Origin of the sequence: Streptomyces clavuligerus (assembly GCF_005519465.1) — a bacterium.
Taxonomy (GTDB): Bacteria; Actinomycetota; Actinomycetes; order Streptomycetales; family Streptomycetaceae; genus Streptomyces; species Streptomyces clavuligerus.
Genome location: NZ_CP027858.1, coordinates 3,154,597 through 3,172,433 on the forward strand (window position 1 = coordinate 3,154,597; position 17,837 = coordinate 3,172,433).

At 74.8% G+C, this 17,837-nt stretch carries 14 protein-coding genes; 9 read left to right on the forward strand and 5 right to left on the reverse strand.

The genetic code is table 11. The features are described from left to right. Nucleotides 1-331: 331 nt before the first annotated feature. On the forward strand, nt 332-1,207 hold the full coding sequence (locus CRV15_RS13210; protein WP_003961188.1) for a 4Fe-4S single cluster domain-containing protein: 876 nt from the start codon (nt 332-334) through the stop codon (nt 1,205-1,207). A gap of 25 nt (nt 1,208-1,232) precedes the next feature. On the opposite strand, the gene CRV15_RS13215 is transcribed toward CRV15_RS13210, so the two are convergent. Beyond that, nucleotides 1,233-2,321 (reverse strand): macro domain-containing protein, encoded by a 1,089-nt coding sequence (locus CRV15_RS13215; RefSeq protein ID WP_044972215.1) that lies wholly within the window; start codon nt 2,319-2,321, stop codon nt 1,233-1,235. Between the two features lie 336 nt (nt 2,322-2,657). On the opposite strand from CRV15_RS13215, the gene CRV15_RS13220 reads away from it, so the two are divergent. From CRV15_RS13220 to CRV15_RS13235, 4 genes are read left to right on the forward strand one after another with little or no spacing between them, the layout of a single operon-like run. Next, nucleotides 2,658-5,318 (forward strand): serine/threonine-protein kinase, encoded by a 2,661-nt coding sequence (locus CRV15_RS13220; RefSeq protein ID WP_009996946.1) that lies wholly within the window; start codon nt 2,658-2,660, stop codon nt 5,316-5,318. Further along, nucleotides 5,315-6,934: a hypothetical protein gene (locus CRV15_RS13225; protein WP_003961185.1), complete on the forward strand. Its 1,620-nt coding sequence runs from the start codon at nt 5,315-5,317 to the stop codon at nt 6,932-6,934. The genes CRV15_RS13220 and CRV15_RS13225 overlap by 4 nt, the downstream gene beginning before the upstream one ends. A 26-nt stretch (nt 6,935-6,960) precedes the next feature. Beyond that, complete coding sequence (locus CRV15_RS13230) at nt 6,961-9,138, forward strand: AAA family ATPase (protein ID WP_009996944.1); 2,178 nt, start codon at nt 6,961-6,963, stop codon at nt 9,136-9,138. Continuing rightward, nucleotides 9,135-9,827: an FHA domain-containing protein gene (locus CRV15_RS13235; RefSeq protein ID WP_003961183.1), complete on the forward strand. Its 693-nt coding sequence runs from the start codon at nt 9,135-9,137 to the stop codon at nt 9,825-9,827. The genes CRV15_RS13230 and CRV15_RS13235 overlap by 4 nt, the downstream gene beginning before the upstream one ends. Nucleotides 9,828-9,852: 25 nt before the next feature. Here CRV15_RS13235 and CRV15_RS13240 read toward each other — a convergent pair whose 3' ends face one another. The 3 genes from CRV15_RS13240 to CRV15_RS13250 form a co-directional block, all read right to left on the reverse strand. Next, nucleotides 9,853-10,482 carry an RES family NAD+ phosphorylase gene (locus tag CRV15_RS13240; protein WP_003961182.1) on the reverse strand — a complete coding sequence of 210 codons (630 nt, stop codon included), beginning with the start codon at nt 10,480-10,482 and terminating at the stop codon, nt 9,853-9,855. Between the two features lie 23 nt (nt 10,483-10,505). Continuing rightward, nucleotides 10,506-11,201, reverse strand: coding sequence for a hypothetical protein (locus CRV15_RS13245; protein WP_003961181.1), 696 nt, complete (start codon nt 11,199-11,201; stop codon nt 10,506-10,508). Nucleotides 11,202-11,681: 480 nt separating this feature from the next. Continuing rightward, nucleotides 11,682-13,196 (reverse strand): MFS transporter, encoded by a 1,515-nt coding sequence (locus CRV15_RS13250; protein WP_003961180.1) that lies wholly within the window; start codon nt 13,194-13,196, stop codon nt 11,682-11,684. A gap of 250 nt (nt 13,197-13,446) precedes the next feature. On the opposite strand from CRV15_RS13250, the gene CRV15_RS13255 reads away from it, so the two are divergent. Beyond that, nucleotides 13,447-14,184, forward strand: coding sequence for a TetR/AcrR family transcriptional regulator (locus CRV15_RS13255; RefSeq protein WP_003961179.1), 738 nt, complete (start codon nt 13,447-13,449; stop codon nt 14,182-14,184). Nucleotides 14,185-14,329: 145 nt separating this feature from the next. On the opposite strand, the gene CRV15_RS37415 is transcribed toward CRV15_RS13255, so the two are convergent. After that, on the reverse strand, nt 14,330-15,610 hold the full coding sequence (locus CRV15_RS37415) for a helix-turn-helix transcriptional regulator (protein ID WP_009996942.1): 1,281 nt from the start codon (nt 15,608-15,610) through the stop codon (nt 14,330-14,332). A gap of 291 nt (nt 15,611-15,901) precedes the next feature. Here CRV15_RS37415 and CRV15_RS13265 point away from each other — a divergent pair, with 291 nt between their 5' ends. From CRV15_RS13265 to CRV15_RS13275, 3 genes are all read left to right on the forward strand, one after another. After that, nucleotides 15,902-16,600, forward strand: coding sequence for a GmrSD restriction endonuclease domain-containing protein (locus CRV15_RS13265; protein ID WP_029182985.1), 699 nt, complete (start codon nt 15,902-15,904; stop codon nt 16,598-16,600). A gap of 166 nt (nt 16,601-16,766) precedes the next feature. Continuing rightward, nucleotides 16,767-16,970 carry a hypothetical protein gene (locus CRV15_RS13270; RefSeq protein WP_003961177.1) on the forward strand — a complete coding sequence of 68 codons (204 nt, stop codon included), beginning with the start codon at nt 16,767-16,769 and terminating at the stop codon, nt 16,968-16,970. A 160-nt stretch (nt 16,971-17,130) separates the two neighbouring features. Continuing rightward, a complete protein-coding gene (locus CRV15_RS13275; protein WP_003955423.1) occupies nt 17,131-17,727 on the forward strand; it encodes an HhH-GPD-type base excision DNA repair protein in 597 nt (198 codons plus the stop codon). Nucleotides 17,728-17,837 lie beyond the last annotated feature (110 nt).

The window sequence follows — 17,837 nt, forward strand, 5'->3', positions numbered from 1 at the left end:
ACTTCCCCCGCATTCCTCCGGACACGGAATTTCCGCGCCCGGACGAGGTATCACCATTTCTGCGCGATACGCACACGGGCCTTCGTCCGGCACCGTCAGCCGCAGGGATCGCAGGGATCACGCGGGCTTCGCACAGCCCGGCGGAGAATGCGCCGGGTGCGGTCGACGGTACCGAAGGCCCGTGCTTCCCGTACCCCTGGAGAAGCCCTTTTCCGGGTCCCGTCCGAACCCGCCCCGAAGCCGCCCGGGAATCACCCGGGAAGCGCCCGGGACAACCGTCCGGACATGGCCATACTCAAATGGAGGACGGGGAAAGGGGGGCGGAGTGGCCATGGAGTCGAAGGACCGCGGGGACGGTCTCGGGCACGGTGCCGGAGACGGCGCCGGTCAGGGGCCCCGGCCGCGGATCAGGGTCGGCGACATCCGTTTCCCGGTCCGGACGCTGGGGCCGGGGGCGCGGCTCGGCATCTGGGTCCAGGGGTGTGTCCTCGCCTGCCCCGGCTGTATGTCGCGGCACACCTGGGACCCGCGCGGCGGGACCGTGCGGACGGTTCCGGAGCTGCTGGAGCTGTGGCGCACGGCGCTGGCGCGCGGGGCGGACGGGCTCACGGTCAGCGGCGGCGAACCGCTGGACCAGCCGGAGGGGGTCGCCGCCCTGCTGGCGGGGGCGGCCCGGCTGCGCACGGCGGCGGCGGGCCCGGCCGCCCCGGCCGATCTGCTCCTGTACACGGGTTACGAGGACGGCGAGATCGCCCGCGACCCGGCGCGCACGGCGGCCGTCCGGTCCGCCGACGCGCTGGTCACCGGGCGTTTCCGGGCCGCGGAGCCCACCGGTCTCGTCTGGCGGGGCTCGGCGAACCAGCGGCTGCGGCCCCTCACCGCGCTGGGGCGGGCGCGGTACGCGGAGCACCTGGAGCGGGCCGAGGAGCCCGGTCCCCGGCTCCAGGCGGAGACGGCGGACACGGCAGGCACGACGGACACAGCGGACGCGGCTGGTGCGGCGGGCACAGCGGACACCGCCGGTGCGGCGGGCACAGCAGCCGCGGCGGACGCGGCCGAGGGGGAGGACGGAGGGAACGATGGACGGCTACGCCTCTACGGAGTGCCCCGCAGCGGTGAACTCGCCGCGCTGGAACGCGGGCTGCGGCACGCGGGCATCCGCCTCACCCGCGTGGGCTGGCGCTCCGGCAACCCACCGCCCCCCTGAGCCGTCCGCCCCGACGGCCGGAGGGTCAGCGGGGGCGGATGGCGTCCGCCGTCGCACGGTCGCGGACCACCAGATGCACCTGCCGGTCCGGGTCCTTGGCCAGTTCGTCGCGGATCGCCCAGCGCAGCCAGGTCGCGCTGAGGGCCCGGTCGAGACCGCCGTGGCCCGCGCCGAGGAGGGGGAAGCAGATCGAGCGGAGGGGGGTGCCCCCGCGTTCGCTCTCCTCCCGCGCGAGCGCGAAACAGGCGCTCACCGCGCGGGCGATGCTCGACGGGTCGACCCGGTAGCCGTCCTCGTGCGGGACGACCACCGCCGCGTGGTAGATCCGCCGGATGCCCCGGACCGCGAGCGCGCCCGACGACGTGGGGACCACCGTCCCCGGCCGTACGGGGAGCCCGGGGCGGCCATGGGTGCGCAGCCAGGCGCCCAGTTCACGGACGAGGACATCGTCCACGATCTCCCCGGCGGGGTCGCGCACGGCGGCGGCCAGCCGGAGCGAGCCGGAGACCGTGGGCCGGAAGGTCTTGGACATCTCCAGATAGACGTTCTCGGACGAGACCAGGACGTCGATGTCCCGCAGCAGTTCGACGGGGGACACATGCAGCGTCACCGTGCCCCGTCCGCCCACGGGCACCTGCTCGATGCGTTTCGGGGGCCGCTCGGGCCCGGTGGCGCCGAGAGCCGCCGGGGGCAGCGCGGCGACGGGCGGCTCGCGCAGCACCGCCAGCACGGCTTCGGCGAGCTGCTGGAGGACCTGGGGTTCCTGGTGCTTGCGGAAGCGCTCGGAGGTCACCCCGTACACGGCGGCGGCCATCTTGCGGCGGTCGGGCGCGGGGGCGCCCCGGCGGTCGGGGAGGAGTCCGAAGGTGTGGGCCGCCGCCCGGCCGAGCAGATCGCCCTCGCCGAGCCGGCGCACGGCCGCCTTGAGCAGGGCCTCGATGCCCGCGGGTATGTCGTCGGGGCCGCCGCAGAAGCCACCGGCGAGCGCGGCGGTGCGCAGCGCCGTGTGACCGCCGCCGCGCAGCCCGGCGAGACCGGGCCTGCGGATGTTCCGCAGTTCTTCCAGGAGTTGGTCGTACGCGGGCGGCGAGGCGGGCAATTGCTCCTGACTCATGGCCGTCAGGTTAGCGAGCGAGCGTCCGGCGGTCGATGCCCGGAACGCAGGGAATCCGCCATTCCGCACGGCCGGGACAACGGATTTCCCTTTTCGTCCCACGTTCCCCGGCAACTCCAGAACAGAAATTCGGGAAATCGGCTCCCCGGCCCCCTTCCCACCCTCTTCCGCTCTCCTTCCCACCCTCTTCCCCTGCCCTTCAGGATCTCCACTTCCCGTTCCCTCTCGCGTGCTCCTTCTGCTCTTTGCGCTCTCCCGTTCTCCGCTCCCCGCTCCCCGCTCCCCGCGCTCTGTCCTCCGTCCTCCGCTCTCCGTTCTCCGTACGAGGTGAACTCCGTGGCCCTCCCTCCGCCCACCGAGCACGAACCGCCCGACCCGCCGGTCACCGATGTCGAGCAGGCGACGGACGCCGGGCCGGTCACCGATGTCGAGCCCGTGACCGGCGTCGCGCCCGCCACGGACATCGAGCCCCGCGACCGCCCCCGGCCCCGACGGGCCCCCGGGTCCTCCCCGTCCTCCTCCTCGTCCGCCTCGTCCGCCTCGTCCCCCTCGTTTTCCTCCCGCTCCCTCCGGGGCGACACCGGCGGCCTCCCCCGCTCCCTCCACGACCGCTTCCGGCTGCTGTCCGTGCTCCGCAGGCCCGAACACCCGCACCAGGCGGCCGTCTTCCGGGTCCGGGACACCGCCCACGGAGCAGCGATCCGGGTCCTCAAGTGGTACGACCGCGAACACGCCCCCGAACCCGAGGTGTGGGAGCTGCTGCGCACACCCCACCCCCGCCTCGCCCACCTCGTCGAGGCCGACCCCGCCGGAGCCGACGGCCACCCCTACGACCTCGCCCCCTCCTACGGGGAGACCGACCTCGCCGCACGGTCGCGCGCCGAACCCGGCCCGGCCCCGGTCCCGTTCGTCACCGCCGTCGTCCGTCAGGCGCACGAGGCCCTGACCACGCTCCACGGCCTCGGCGTCGTCCACCGGGACATCAGCCCCGCGAACCTCGTCCTCGGCAGCCTGGACCCCGCCGACCCCGAGCTGACCCTGGTCGACTTCGGTGTCTCCGCGTACGCCCCCGACGGGCGCGCCACCCGGGGCAGGCACTGGGTCGGCACCCTGCCCTATCTCTCCCCCCAGGCGCTGATCCGCAGCCAGTCGATCCACCGGCCCGCCGACTGGTGGTCGCTGGGAATGATCGCCGCCGAGCTGGCCGGTGGCCGCCACCCCATCCGTTACCACGGGGACGAGAACATCCAGGAGGAGATCGTCTCCCGCGCCCCCGACCTCCGCCGGGTGACCGACCCCCGGCTGCTGGTGCTGTGCCGGGGGCTGCTGACCCGCGACCCGGACCACCGCTGGGGCGCCGACGAGGTGGCCCGGTGGCTGGCGGGCGAACTGCCCCCGGTGGCGCCCCCGGCGGAGGGCCGGACGGCGGGCGCGGCACCGCACGGGACACCGGAGCGGGACGGGCTCGCCGTCGAGCCGTACGCCTTCCTGGGCGAGGAGTTCACCCGTCCCCAGGCGCTCGCCCCGGTCTTCGCCGAGAACTGGGAGAGCATGCGCAGGGCGCTGCGCGGACGCCGGGGCCGGGAGGAGTTCGTCCGCTGGCTGGGGCAGTTCGACGGGGTCGCGGGCCGGGACCCGGCGGAACGCGCCGCGCTGACAGGGCTGCTGGCCGACGCCCCCCGGCCCGCGACGCTGGTCCGGCTGGTCTCCTGGCTCGGCCCGGGGCTCGACGCCTCCTACCGGGGCCACCCGCTGGACCGGGCGGGGGTCGGGGAGCTGGCCCGCGCCGCCCTGGGCGGGGACGAACTCGCGGGCTCCGTCGTCGGGGAGCTGCGGGAGCACACCCTGCTGCCGCTGCTCGACCACCGGCCGGGCGGCGCGGGGCTCCGCCGGCTGGACCGGGACTGGGTCGCCGCGCTCTCCCACTGGGAGAGCCAGGTGGAGAACCTGTTCGCGGAGTTCCCCTCGCTGCGCGGCGCCGAGGACGTCGTCCGCCGTCTGACGGCCGTCTCCGACCACCGCAGGGCCGGTCTGCTGGCGCTCGTCGCCCATCCGGCGGCCCACCGGACCACGCTGACGGAACGCGCGGAACGCACCCTCGCGGGGCTGCCGTGCCCGGTGCCCTGGTACGAACGTCTCGTCCGGGACCGGGACGGGGCCGCCCACCCGGACGCGGCCGACGGCACAGCCGGCGGCAGGGGCACGAGCACAGGAACCGGCAGGGGCACGGGCCCGGGCACAGGCACAGGAACCGGCAGGGGCACGGGCCCGGGCAGGGCCCCGTCGTTCCTCCCCGACCTCGTCCGGCTCGCGCTCGCCGACCGGCTCGCGGGACTCGCCGAGAACGAGTCCTGGCAGGAGCGGCACCGCGCCGACCGCGAGCGGGCGATCCACCGCGGGCTGCTGGACGAGGACGCGGCGGCGCGCTGGCTCCGCCGCCAGGACCTGCCGCCCACCCTCGGCCGGGCGGTCGCCGGGGCCCTCGCGCTCATCCTCCCCTGGATCTTCCTCATCGGCCTGAGCGACGTGCTGGGCTGGGCCCCGCCCGCGACCGTGCTGACGGCGTGGCTGCTCGCGGTGCCCGCCGCCGCCGCGACGCTGGCGATCGAACTGCTGACGGCGTACCGGATCGGCAGCCCCGCCTACCACCCCGACCGCTCGCTCGCGGGGCTGCTCGTCGACCGTGCCCTGCCCCTGGCCCGGTTCGTCCGGCAGCCGGGCGCGCGCTTCCCGGTCCGGGGGCTGCTGCTCCTCGTCCCGTTCGCGCTGCTGGGCCTCGCCGTCGTGCACGCGCCCTGGCTCTGGCCCCTCGTCACCGTCCTGGCGCTGGGCGGGTGGAGTGTGCGGCGGCTCCACGACTGGCATCGATTCACCACCGGACTCCGGGCCGGGGCGGGGGCGGGTTCGGGGGCCCGTCCCGGCCCCGGTCCGGGCAGCACCCCGGAGCGGGAACGGCCACTCCCCTCGGGGCGCCCCGGGAACGGGGGCGGAGCATGAGCACCGGTATGGGCTACTACACCGTCGACTCGGTCCTGCCCGACGTGTCCCTCCCCGTCTCCCCCTCCGTCGACGCCTCCGAAGCGGCCGGACAGGTCCTGGACGCCGCCCTGGACCAGGCACAGGACCTGCTGCTCCCCGCCCTCGTCGGGCTCGGCTCGCTCAGCGGCGCCCTGCTCGCCGGACGGGCCGCCCTCGCCGGGACGCAGCTGCTCGCGGAGGCCGCGATCCGGGCCGCCGGGGCGCAGCGGGAGCTGCGGCGGCAGCGCGTCGACGCCTGCCGGGCCGCCGAGTGCTGGCGCCAGGCCGCCTTCGCCGCCGCCGGGGTCAACGCGCGGATCGAGACCCTGGCCGTCCGGGTGCGGAAGGCGGAGCTGCCCCCGGGGCCCGACGGCCCGCCGGTCCCGCCGCCGCTGTCCCCCGTGGGCATGACGCTGGGGCAGCTCTGGGAACGGCTCGCCGCCACCGAGCGGCGGCTGCGCTCGGCCGAGGCGGCCCAGGCCCGCGCCGAGCTGGAGCGGACGCCCCTCGTCGCCACCGGGGTCCCCGGGAGCGACCGGCTCGCGCTGCGGCTGCGGGAGCGGCGGGCCCGGGCGCTCGCGGAGTACGCGCTCACGACGTCCGCCGACGCCCCCCGCGACCGGCCGCCGGAGCGGCCCGTCGCGCCCTCCGGCGAGTCGGCCGTCTCCTTCGGCGTGGAGCTGATCGCCAGGCTTCCCCCGGATGTGGACCCCGCGGACCGGCTCCTGGTCGAGGAGGCGGTCGCCGTGGCCGCCGAGGAGGCCGCCGCCGGACGGGCCGCGGCCGCCGGACGCCATCTGCGGGAGGCCGAGCAGTTCGCGGACCGCGCGGTCCGCGCGGCCGGGCGGCGGCGGGAGGCACGGGAGTGGGCGGCCCTCCAGCTCGGCTTTCTGCGGGACGCCCCCGCCGGTCTGCCGCCGGAGGCGGCGAACGCGCTGCCCACCGCCCCGCCGGACGAGATCGCGCTGCTGGAACGGACACTGGACGGGGGAGAGCCACCGGACGAGGCCCTGCGCGCCCGGATCGGGGCCCGGGTCGGGAACCGGACCTCCGCGCTGCGGCAGCTCTACACCGCCCAGGTCGTCCGGGCGGTGCTCCGGCGCACGGCCGACGGCTCCCGGGCCGCCGCCCCGGCGCGCGAACGCGGACGGGGGACCGCGCAGAACGCGGGGAACCCCCCGGGCACCGTGGACTGGACCCCGCCCGGCTGGGGCGGAGAGCACTGGCTGCGGCTGATCCCGACGGACAGCGGACACGCCCGCGTGGTCACCATGCACCGCGCCCGCCCGGCCGGGACGGAGACCGAGGACGACCGGGACCGCGACCGGCGGCGCTGTGCCGAGGCACCCCGTCAACTGCGCGCGCTGGAGCGGCTGCTCGACCGGGCCGAGGTGACGATGCGCCTGACGTTCGACCCGGTCCCCGTCCCGGCCCCGGTCTCCGTGCCGGAAGCGTCGGCCGCGCGGGCCCCCGTCGCGGCGGACCGCGCACGCGCCCGGCGGGGCGACGGTCCCCAGGCCCGCGCCCTCGACCGTCCCGACCGTCCCGACCGTCCGAAGCGTTCCGACCGGCCCGGACCGGAGCCCCGGCGGTGAACACGGCGGAGGGGAGCGGATCGCGCATGCCGCGGAACAGGGCGGGGGCGGGCCGCGAGCGGCGGCTCCCCGCCTTCACGGAGGAGCTGACCGGCACCCTCGGGGTGCACGCCCAGTACGTCCTGCACGGCAACATCCGGGACGTCCATCTCGTACGCCACGACACCGCCCCCGGCGGCGGGGACCGGCGCTCCCCCGACCGGGCCCACAGCCTCACGGAGGTGCTGTGGAACGCGCTGCGGCCCGAAGGGTACGAGGCGCTCGTCCGCTACAACGTCCTGGACGGCTTCTCCGTGGTCACGGGCACGGCGGCGGACGAGGTCCGGGAGCTGCTGTCCGCGTCCGGCGGGAACGGGCCCGCTCCCTCCCCCGGGCCCGGTACGGCGGGCCGGGGCGCGGAGGGCTCGGGGCCGCAGCCCGGCGTGGAGCGCCTGCTCCACTCGATCGTCACCGGCTGGCGGCACCACCGCCCGCGCGGGGGGCCGTCCCGCCCGGGGGACGCGCGCCTCCCGCTCTCCCCCCGGCAGGACCCGTACCGCGTGGTCCTGCTGATCGACTACGCGGCGCGCATCCCCACCGATGTGTCCCGGCTGAGCGACCCCGAACGGGACTTCTTCCTCGGCTGTCTGAAACTCGCCGAGGAGGCCCGGCCGCTGCCCGCCCCGGACGGCGGGCGGCGGCTGTTCAACCCGCTGATCTGGCTGGTCGAGGGCGAGCGCGATCTGCCGTCCTGGCTGGTGGCGGGCAGCGAGCGGATCCGGACGATCGGCATCCCGCTGCCCGACCTCGGGTCCCGGCAGCGGATGGCCCGTCTCCTGGCCGCCGACCACCGGGCGTGCGCGGAGGCCGGGGCCACGGAGCCCGGGGCGGCCCCGGAGGGCCCCGCCCCCGTACGTCTCACCAAGCGGCCGACCGCCGACGCGTCCACCGCCCGCACATCCGCCGCCGACGCACTCGCCGCCCACCCGTCCACCGCCGCCGCACTCACCGACGACACGTCCACCGCCGACGCGTTCGCCGTCGACGCGTTCGCCCGGAGCACCGCCGGGCTGACCCTGCGGGCGATGCGGGAGAGTTCCCGGATGGCGCTCGACCGGGGGCTGCCGTTCAGCGCGATGCGGGACGCCGTCCGCGTCTACCAGCTCGGCGTCGAGGACAACCCCTGGCAGCGCGGCTCCGTCCGGGAGCAGATCAGAAAGGGCGAGTCGTACATCCGCGGCCGGGTGAAGGGTCAGGAGAAGGCCGTCGCGAAGACCCTCGACATCCTCAAGCGGGCGGCCCTCGGCCTCTCGGGCGCCCAGGCCTCGCACTCCGGCAGCCGTCCGCGCGGCGTCCTCTTCTTCGCCGGGCCGACCGGCACCGGCAAGACGGAGCTGGCGAAGTCGGTGGCCACGGTCCTCTTCGGCACCGAGGACGCCTGTCTCCGCTTCGACATGAGCGAGTTCTCCGCCGCGCACTCGGTGGACCGGCTGGTGGGCGCGCCGCCCGGATATGTGGGGTACGAGGCGGGGGGCGAGCTGACGACGGCGGTGCGCAACGACCCGTTCCGGGTGGTGCTGTTCGACGAGATCGACAAGGCCGACCGGGGCGTTCTCGACAAGTTCCTCCAGGTCCTGGAGGACGGACGGCTGACCGACGGCCAGGGTGTGACCACGTACTTCAGCGAGTGCGTGCTCATCTTCACCTCCAACCTCGGGGTACGGGGCGGGGGCCCGGCGGGCGGCACGGGGCGGGTGGCGCGGCCCGGCATGCCGTACGAGGAGCTGGAGGAGGTCGTCCTCGGCAACGTCAAACACCACTTCGTGGAGGAGATCGGCAGGCCCGAGCTGATGAACCGGCTCGGCGGCAACGTGGTCGTCTTCGACTACATCGCGGACCAGGTCGCCGCGGAGATCTTCGATGTGCAGATCCGCAATATCCAGCGGGTGCTGCGGGACGAGCAGGGGGTGCTGCTGCGGCTGACGGAGGAGGCCCGGCACACCCTCTCCGCGCGGTGCACGGCCGACACCGACAACGGCGGACGCGGTATCGGCATGCTGCTGGAGACCCTGTTGATCAATCCGCTGGCGCGGGAGCTGTTCGACCGGGAGACCCTGTACGGGACCGAGGTCACGGTGGTGGACGTACGGGTGGGGCCGGACGGGGCTCCGGCGCTCGCGCTCCGGGTCGCGCCGCTGGACGGGACGCCGGGGGACCACCGGTGACCGCCGGGGCCCGCGACGCCCCCTGGTGGACCGAGCCGGACGACGGGCCGACCGGACCCGGGCGAGAGGAGACGGACACCGGCACCACCGCCGACACCGACACGAGTGGACCCGGCACCGGCACCGGCACCGGCACCGGTGGACCCGACACCGCCGACGCCGGTGGAACCGCCGCCGGTACCGGCGCCGCGCCGGAAGGGGAACGGGACCGGGCGGCGGAACCGGAACCGGAGCCGCCGGAGACCTGCGCGAACTGCCATGACCCGCTGGCCGCCGGGGCCCCGCGCTGCCCGTCCTGCGGCAGCGCCCGTTCCGCCGCCGTCGTCCTGAGCTGCCCCGCCCTGGCGCTGGCCCTCCCGGTCCGCCCCGGTGCCCCGCTCCACCTGGGCCGGGACCCCGGCTGGGCGCCGCTGACCGCCGCCGCCCTCGCCGGGCTGACGTGTGTCTCCCGCCGCCAGGCGGTGGTCACCGCGGAACCCGACGGCACCGTATGGGTCGCGGAGCCGCCCGTGCCCAGCGCCAACGGCACCCGGGTCAACGGGGTGCCGGTGGGCCCCGGCGAGCGGATACGGCTGCGGAACGGGGACGAGATCCGCTTCGGCCGCCGGATCGTCCGTCTCACCGTGCGGATCCACGGCGCGGGCGGCCCCGACGGCACCGGCGGTTTCGAGAGCTTCGAGGATCTCTGAGGACCCTCGGGGGTGAGCAGCCCGGTCAGAGCCTGACCCCGGGCGGTACGAGCACCGCCCGCAGCGGTGCCAGCAGCCGGTTCGCCTCCTCGGCCCCCTCGAACGTCCCCAGCCGGTACGCGTGCTCCGGATCGGCCTTCAGCGGCTCGTCCCCGCAGCGGTCCCCGAACAGCACCAGCGCGTGGCAGGGCCGGTTGCGGCGGGACTGCCAGACCATCCCGTGTGCCCCGGGGGCGTACCGGCGTATCTCCTGCGCCCAGAACCGGGTCGCGCCGTAGCGCTCGTCCCCGCCCTCCAGCAGCGAGGCGTCCTGGAAGACGGCGGCGAGGTCCGCCTGTGTCACCAGGCGTACCAGCGTCAGCTCCTCGGTGACCGTCAGCCGGGACAGCGAACGCGGCGCGGCCAGCGCCCAGGGCACCACACGCACCCCGGCGTCGGAGTACGGGACGTCGCGCAGCAGGGTCTCGGCGAGCGCGGTGAGCGGTTCCGGGGCCGCGTACAGGAAGCGGTACGCGTCGTCCGCCGTGCCGTCGAACCGTCCCCCGGCGAAGTGCCGGTGCGAGAGGACCGGGTTGAAGCCGGTGGCCGGGAAGCGGGTGGTGTGGCAGCGCCACAGCTCGGCGCCTGCCGGGAGCACCGTGAGGGCCGGCCGCATCGGGACCGGTGGAGGAGGGGTCCTCACCACGCGATCTCCCCCTCGTACGTCAGCGCGCGGGCGGCGGCGGTCAGGGTCTCGTCCGGGACCCGGCCGAGCAGTTCGGCGGGGGTCCCGTCCAGCCAGGGGTTCCTCCCCAGCCACCAGCTCGCCGCGCCCCAGGGGTCCTGGTCGGCGAGGATCATGCGGTTGATCTTCTGGACGACGGGGAGCGGCCCGCCGGTGCCCGTGTCGAACTGGAACTCCGGGTAGCGCGGGCTCCCCCCGGGACCGGTGAGCCGGATCAGCCCGGCCGCCGCGGGGTCGTCGGCACTCTCCCGGTCGAGCGCGTCCGCCCCTCGGGAGGGTGCGGAGAGCAGCGCGTTCCGTGCCTCCCAGAAGAGGTTCGCGCTCGCTGGGGCGAGCTGTGGCCACTCGACCGAGTCCAGCAGCCGTACCAGCGCGGCGAGTTCATCGGCGTCCGGCAGGACTCCGGCGGCGGCTCCGGGGCCGGGAGAACGGGACTGTCCGATCCGCTCGGCGAGTTCGCTGCCGGGCGGCAGGGGCCGCAGTGCCACCCGTATCCGCCGCAGCGCGACCCGTACGGCGCGCGGATCGCTGCCCGCCGACTGGAGGCCGCGGACGGCCTCCTGGTAGCGGATGTACTGGTCGGGGGTGAACGAGGCGTGGATCTCGGGCTGATGGCTGCGCAGCAGCCCGAGCAGTTCCCCGGTCCGCATGGGCGGCTCCCTTCGGGACGGATCGTGCCGGTACGGGCCTTCCGGAACAGGGCCCTCCGGCAGGATGGGCCCGCCCTGGTGGAGGACGGCACGTCCGCCCATGATGGGACCGTCCGGGCCGGCACGGGGGTGGAACGCCGCACTTCCCGGAAACCGCCCGGAAGACGTCCGCGAAGCAGCCGCGCGGGGCTGCCCGGCCACGCGGTCACGCGGTCACGCGGCCGGGACAACGGGCGTCCGCGCGGGCCCACGCGGGCCGGGGGGACGCCGTCGGCCCGGAGCCCGTCCCCGGGCACGCCGGTCCCGGCGCTGAGCCGTCCCCCGTCCCCCACCCCCCGTTCTCCGTTTCCCGTTCCCCGGGAGGACCCACCGGCCGATCGGCGCGACAGCACCACGCCGTACGGCGGCGGGGCCCGTACGGCGTGGTGCACCGTACGGGCCCCGCCCGCCGTCCGCTCCGGGCCCCGTGGCCCCGAAGGCTCAGCCGACCAGGGTGTTCTCGCCCTTCTCCGCGCCCTCGGCCGCCGCGCCCCCCGCCGGCACCGCCTCCTGCTTGCGTCCGCCCATGAACACGGTGGCCAGGACCGCGGCGGCGATGACACCGGCCGCTCCCGCCCAGAAGCTGGTGGACATCGCCTCGGTGAAGGCGGACCGGGCCAGTTCGGCGACCGGGCCGTCCTGGAGGGCGAGGGCGTCGGAGATCGAGTGCCGTGCCTCCTCGGGGGCCTTGGCCATCCCGTCGGTGTAGGTGCTGGACAGGACCGCGCCCAGGATCGCGACGCCGAGGGCGGCACCGGCCTGCTGGATGGTGTCGTTGAGGGCGGAGCCCACCCCGGCGTGCTCGGTCGGGACCGCGCCCATCAGGGCCGAGATCGCGGCGGGCATCGCCAGTCCGCTCCCCGCGCCGAGCAGCACCATCGCGGTGGCCAGCAGCCCCCGGCCGTCCCCCGCGGAGAGGCTCGCCAGCAGGGCGAACCCGCCCGCGATGACCAGGAGTCCGATGACGGCCAGGGCCCGGTTGCCGGTCCTGGCGAGCAGCGAGGCGCCGACGGCATTGAAGACGATCACCGCGAGGGCCATCGGGGTGAAGGCGAGGCCGGTCTCGGTGGGGGTGTAGCCGAGGACGAACTGGAGGTACTGGGTCAGGACGAGCATCAGACCGCCGTTGGCGAACGTCAGCAGGACCAGGGAGAGGCTGGCGCCGGTGAAGGTGCGGTTGCGGAAGAGCGACAGCGGCACCATGGGCGAGTCGGTGCCCCGGGTCTCCCAGACTCCGAAGCCGATCAGGCCGAGGAGGGTGATCGCGAGGGAGATCCGCGTACCGGTGTGGTCCAGGCCGCCGTGGGGCAGCTCGATGATCGTCCAGACCAGCGCGGTCATACCGGCCATCGAGAGGACCATGCCGACCGGGTCGGCCTTGCGCCAGGGGCCCTTGGACTCGGGCATCAGCACCAGGGCCGCGACGATCGCGAGCAGGGCGATCGGCACATTGATCAGGAAGACGGCGCCCCAGTCGAAGCGGTCGAGGAGCGCGCCGCCGAGGACGGGGCCGCCGACCAGGCCGACCATCGCGACCGTGCTCCACGCGGCGATCGCCTTCGGGCGCTCCTCCTCGTCGAAGACGGTGATGAGGATCGACAGCGTGCTCGGCATGACCAGCGCGCCGCCCACGCCCATCAGGACCCGGCCGAGGATGAGCTGTTCGGGGCTGGTGGCGCAGGTCGCGACCACCGAGGCCGCACCGAAGACCACCAGGCCGACGACCATCACCTTCCGGCGGCCGTACTTGTCGGAGAGGCTTCCCGCCGTCAGCAGCAGCCCGGCGAAGACCAGGATGTAGGAGTCGATGATCCACTGAATGTCCTGGGACGTGGCCCCCAGATCCTCCGCGATGGAGGGGATCGCCACGGTCAGCACCATGTTGTCGATCACCAGGACCAGGGTGCTGAGGCAGAGCACCACCAGGATGAGCCAGCGCCGGGGATGACGTTCCATGACCAGACCTTTCTGAGGCACAGGGACGTGCGGCACCCGAACGTGCGGCACGGGGACGGCAATGCGACCGAGACGGGCGCGACGGGCGACGCCATCGATACGCACACCGTTCCGAACGATGTGCGGCATGACGAACACTGTACGGAGGCCGCACAGTGTTCGCAAGACCGTACGTCGTGCGGTCCGCTGCGTTAGGCTGGGCCCGGTCCGTCAGGTGCGCAGGAGCCGGAGAGAGGGAGGAGGCCGTCGTATGACAGCCAAGGAACAGGCGTTCCCGTCGGTGTGGGCACGTCCGCAGCGGCAGCGCCGGGAGCAGCCGTCGCTGAGCCGGGAGCAGATCGTGGCCGAGTCCATCGCCCTCCTCGACGAGGAGGGCCTGGACGCGCTGAGCATGCGCAAGCTCGGCACCCGGCTGAACGCGGGCGCGACCTCGATGTACTCGCATGTGAGCAGCAAGGACGAGCTGATCGAGCTGACCGTGGACGAGATCTACCGCGAGATCGAGATCCCGCCGCTCACGACCCCCGACGACTGGCGTGCCGCCGCGTGGACCAGCGCCCACAGCCTGCGGACGGCGGTGCTGCGCCACCCGTGGATCGCGTCGGTGCTGGGCGAGGTCAGCGGCGCCTCGCTGGGGCCGAACATGCTGCGCATGTCCGAGGGGCTGCTGACCCTCTTCGAGGAGGGCGGCTTCGACCCGGACGGCGCCAACACCGCGCTGGGCACGCTCTTCGCCTATGTCCTCGGCCAGACGACGAGCGAGGCGGCCTGGCTGACCAAGCTGGCGCGGAGCGGTCAGAGCGAGGAGGAGTGGATGGCCCGGATGCTGCCCGCGGCCGAGGCCGCCGTACGGCCCTTCCCCCGGCTGCGCGGGCAGTTCGAGGCCCGGATGGACGCGGCGTCCCAGCAGATCAGGGGCTCGGACTTCGATCTCGGCCTGGACGTGGTCCTCGACGGCCTGGCGGCCCTGCGCGCCCGCGCCGTCTGAGCCCGCGCCGCCTCACCACCCACGCCGCCTGAGCCCGCGCCGCCCCGCCGACCGCCGTCTCACCGCCCGCGCCGCCCGAGCCGGGCCCGGGGCACACCGGTGCGACCGGGGCGGCTCGGTGGGGGCGGCCGGTCACGGGCTCCGCTCAGCGCGGTCCGCGGACGCCCGGACCGGGGCGGGTCTCGACGAGGACGCCCCGGCGGGCCGCCTGAAGACCGGCCTGGAGCCGGGTCCGGGCGCCCAGGACATCCATGATCCGCCGCATCCGGCGCTCCACGGTCCGCTGGGCGACGCCCAGCCGGCGGGCGATCGCCCGGTCGGTCAGACCGGAGGCGGAGAGCGCGAGCAGATGCTCGTCCTCCCCGGACAGACCGGACCCACCAGGCCCACCGGCCCCACCGGCCCCACCGGCCCCACCGGCCCCACCGGCCCCGTTGAACGGAACAGACGCGCCGGAGGCCCCGGCGACGCCCGGGGAGCGGAAGGGCCCGGAGACACCCGAGCGGCCGGAGGGCCCCGGGACCCGGGCATCACGCGCACCACCCGCCTCCCCCACCCCCCGCACCTCGCAGGAGCCGTCGTCGAACGGTCCGGAGGGCCAAGGCCCCTGGGGCCCCCGGGGCCAGAGCGGCACGGAGCGCTGCCACAGCAGCTCGTACAGAATCACCAGCCCCTCCAGCAGCGCGGGCACCTTCAGCACCAGCACATCGCCCACCCCGTCGCCACCACCACGGCCACCACCGGTACCACCGGTACCGATGTCACCGCCGTCACCACCACCGTCGCCATCACGCCCCAGCGGAACCAGCGCCGTCCGCCGGTCCGAGACCACGAGGGTCAGCGGCACCTCGGCCAGCACCCGGCTCCGCGCGCCGAGCCCCGCCAGCTCCCGGCAGGCCCCGAGCTGTTCGGGGGTCTCCAGGGAGCCATGGCCGTAGATCGCCCGGCAGCGCACGCCCCGCGCGAGCAGTTCCCGCTGGACGGGGCAGGGCGCCAGGTCCAGGACGAGCAGTTCGTCCCGCGTGGTGCGCTCGATCCGGGAGAAGCAGCGGTCGACCGCCTCCCGCCCGCCGACGGTCCTCAGCTCCGGCCCCGGCTGCCGCCGGAGCGCGTGGAACTCCTGCCCGAGCGAGGCGGCCGCCAGCCGGACCCGTTCGATCTCCGCCCGCCGCTGAAAGGCCAGCGCCTCGATCGCCGCGTCCGGCGGCTCCGGAAGATAGCGGGCAGGCCTGCCGGGGGACCGGGTGAGCAACCCGCGCCGCTCCAGGGAGCCGGTGCGGCGGCGGACCCGGGCGACGTCCCAGCCCATGGCCCCGGCCAGCTCAGCGGCGGTGGCCCGGGGGCGGGTGAGCAGGGCCCGGTAGAGCAGTTCCTCGTCGGGGGAGACCCCGAGATCGGTGAGCCGGTGACTCTGACTTCCGGTCATTCCGTTTCCCCCCGTGGCCGGTTGGCCATCGACGGTAGAGGGGTGCACCGCCGGGGGACAGACGATTGTGCGCCGCCGCGGGCGTCGGCGGGATGCCGACAATGACGGAAAACCCGCTCGCCGGGTCCGGCCCGGAGGCCCGGCGCCGCCGGTCCCCGGCCCACCGCCGCCGTTCTCCCGTCAAACGGATGTCACCACCTCACCCACCCGCCCCGGGAACCTCCACCCGGAGGGGTGAAGAAGGGGCCGGAGCCGTACAACACCGGCGGCCCGGAGCGCTATCAAGCGGTCATGAACCGTCACCCGAGGCGCACCGTCGCCGCCCTCTCGTTCTGCCTGGCCCTCGTCCCCGTCGCCCTGGCGGGACCCGTCCGGGCCGCCCCCGCGCAGCCGCCGGCCGAACCGGTGGTCATGCAACTGGAGGACGCCATCTCCCTCCTGGTGGAGGTGGAGGAGGACCGTACGGGGTTCTCGCCCACCGCCTTCCCGCACTGGAACGAGGGCCGGGACCCCGCCGACGGCTGCACCACCGAGAACGAGGTGCTGCGCACCGAGGCCGTCGACGAGCCCGCCGTCTCGGGCTCCTGCGCGCTCTCCGGCGGGCGCTGGGTCTCGTACTACGACAACCAGTCCACCACCCAGCTCTCCAGCCTGGCCGTGGACCATGTGGTGCCGCTCGCCGACGCCTGGGCCTCCGGCGCCTCCGCCTGGACCGCCGAGCGGCGCGAGGCGTACGCCAACGACCAGGACTCCCCGTACACGCTCGCGGCGGTGACCCGGCGCACGGTCCAGGAGAAGGCCGGACGGGACATCTCCGGCTGGCAGCCCGCGGAGACCGGGCCGCTCTGCCGCTACGCGGGCGACTGGGTGGGCACCAAGCTGCGCTGGGGCCTCAGCACCGACAAGGCCGAGCTGGAGGCGCTGAAGATGTTCGCGGACAACATGTGCGAGACCACCGTCGTCCGCCATCTCCCGGGCCCCGCCCAGTAGGACTCGCCGCCGGGTGCCGCCCGTACACCCGGCCGGTCCGTTCGAACACAGGACCACTCGAACGGGTGAATACGCGACCTTGGTCCAGATCAACCGTGACCTCCGGCCCGGCCGACCGGATAGACCAACCAACGGAGTAAGCGACGAACAGATTGACGAAAGAGATATGAAGGTCAAAATAGCCCTTACCGCCCTGGGTGCACTGGCGCTCACCGCTGTCCTGCCCACCGCCGGAGCGGCGGCGGACGAGACCAACACCAACTCCCACAACGGCTTCACACTGATCCACATCGGCCAGATCGACGATCCGCTGGAAGACGTCCTGGAGCACGCGGTGATCCTGAGCAGGGACTCCAGCAGCGACGGCTGATCCCCCGCCCCCGCACCCCGGCAGCGGCGGCCGATCCCCCGCCCCGGACCCCACCCGGAGCCGCCCCCGGCACTCCTTCCGGACCCCACCGAAGCCCCCCGCCGCCGACGGCGGGGGGCTTCGCCGTGCGGCCCCGCCCCACCCGGGCGACCATCGGACCATGAGCCCCGAGATCCACCTCGCCCAGCAGCCGGAGGCCGACGAACTGCTCGGCCGCAGCCCGCTCGCCGCGCTGGTGGGGATGCTCCTCGATCAGCAGGTGCCCATGGAGTGGGCGTTCTCCGGGCCGTACACGATCGCCCGCCGCATGGGCCACGACGACCTCGACGCCGCCGCGATCGCCGCGTACGACCCGGAGGGCTTCGCCGGGCTGCTCAAGGAGAAACCGGCCGTCCACCGCTACCCCGGGTCCATGGCCCAGCGCGTCCAGCAGCTCTGCCGGTACCTCGTGGACGAGTACGGAGGGGACGCGGCGGCCGTCTGGCGCGACGCGGCCGACGGGGCGGAGCTGCTGGCCCGGCTGAAGGCGCTGCCCGGCTTCGGGGAGCAGAAGGCACGGATCTTCCTCGCCCTCCTCGGCAAGCAGTACGGCGTCCGGCCGAAGGGCTGGCGCGAGGCGGCGGGCGCCTACGGCGAGCAGGGCTCGTACCGCTCCGCCGCCGACATCACCGGGCCGGAGTCCCTGGCCAAGGTGCGTGCGTACAAGCAGGCGCAGAAGCAGGAACTGAAAAAGCAGCAAAAGCCAGAAAGAGCGTAAAGAACAGCTGAAAGGGGCTTACCGAACCGGACCTTCCGGGTCCTTGCATGCCAAGCAGATGAATAAAGACGTGAGTTGACGCACAAGCGTTCCCATAACGGTGTTCCGCT

What these genes read in the sequence shown, in the direction of transcription:
- CRV15_RS13240 (WP_003961182.1), bottom strand. Translation starts at nt 10,482, where the DNA reads ATGCGGCCGGCCCTCACGGTGCTCCCGGCAGGCGCCGAGCTGTGGCGC.
- CRV15_RS13265 (WP_029182985.1), top strand. Translation starts at nt 15,902, where the DNA reads ATGAACCGTCACCCGAGGCGCACCGTCGCCGCCCTCTCGTTCTGCCTG.
- CRV15_RS13215 (WP_044972215.1), bottom strand. Translation starts at nt 2,321, where the DNA reads ATGAGTCAGGAGCAATTGCCCGCCTCGCCGCCCGCGTACGACCAACTC.
- CRV15_RS13270 (WP_003961177.1), top strand. Translation starts at nt 16,767, where the DNA reads ATGAAGGTCAAAATAGCCCTTACCGCCCTGGGTGCACTGGCGCTCACC.
- CRV15_RS13245 (WP_003961181.1), bottom strand. Translation starts at nt 11,201, where the DNA reads ATGCGGACCGGGGAACTGCTCGGGCTGCTGCGCAGCCATCAGCCCGAG.
- CRV15_RS13275 (WP_003955423.1), top strand. Translation starts at nt 17,131, where the DNA reads ATGAGCCCCGAGATCCACCTCGCCCAGCAGCCGGAGGCCGACGAACTG.
- CRV15_RS13250 (WP_003961180.1), bottom strand. Translation starts at nt 13,196, where the DNA reads ATGGAACGTCATCCCCGGCGCTGGCTCATCCTGGTGGTGCTCTGCCTC.
- CRV15_RS13255 (WP_003961179.1), top strand. Translation starts at nt 13,447, where the DNA reads ATGACAGCCAAGGAACAGGCGTTCCCGTCGGTGTGGGCACGTCCGCAG.
- CRV15_RS13225 (WP_003961185.1), top strand. Translation starts at nt 5,315, where the DNA reads ATGAGCACCGGTATGGGCTACTACACCGTCGACTCGGTCCTGCCCGAC.
- CRV15_RS13230 (WP_009996944.1), top strand. Translation starts at nt 6,961, where the DNA reads ATGCCGCGGAACAGGGCGGGGGCGGGCCGCGAGCGGCGGCTCCCCGCC.
- CRV15_RS37415 (WP_009996942.1), bottom strand. Translation starts at nt 15,610, where the DNA reads ATGACCGGAAGTCAGAGTCACCGGCTCACCGATCTCGGGGTCTCCCCC.
- CRV15_RS13210 (WP_003961188.1), top strand. Translation starts at nt 332, where the DNA reads ATGGAGTCGAAGGACCGCGGGGACGGTCTCGGGCACGGTGCCGGAGAC.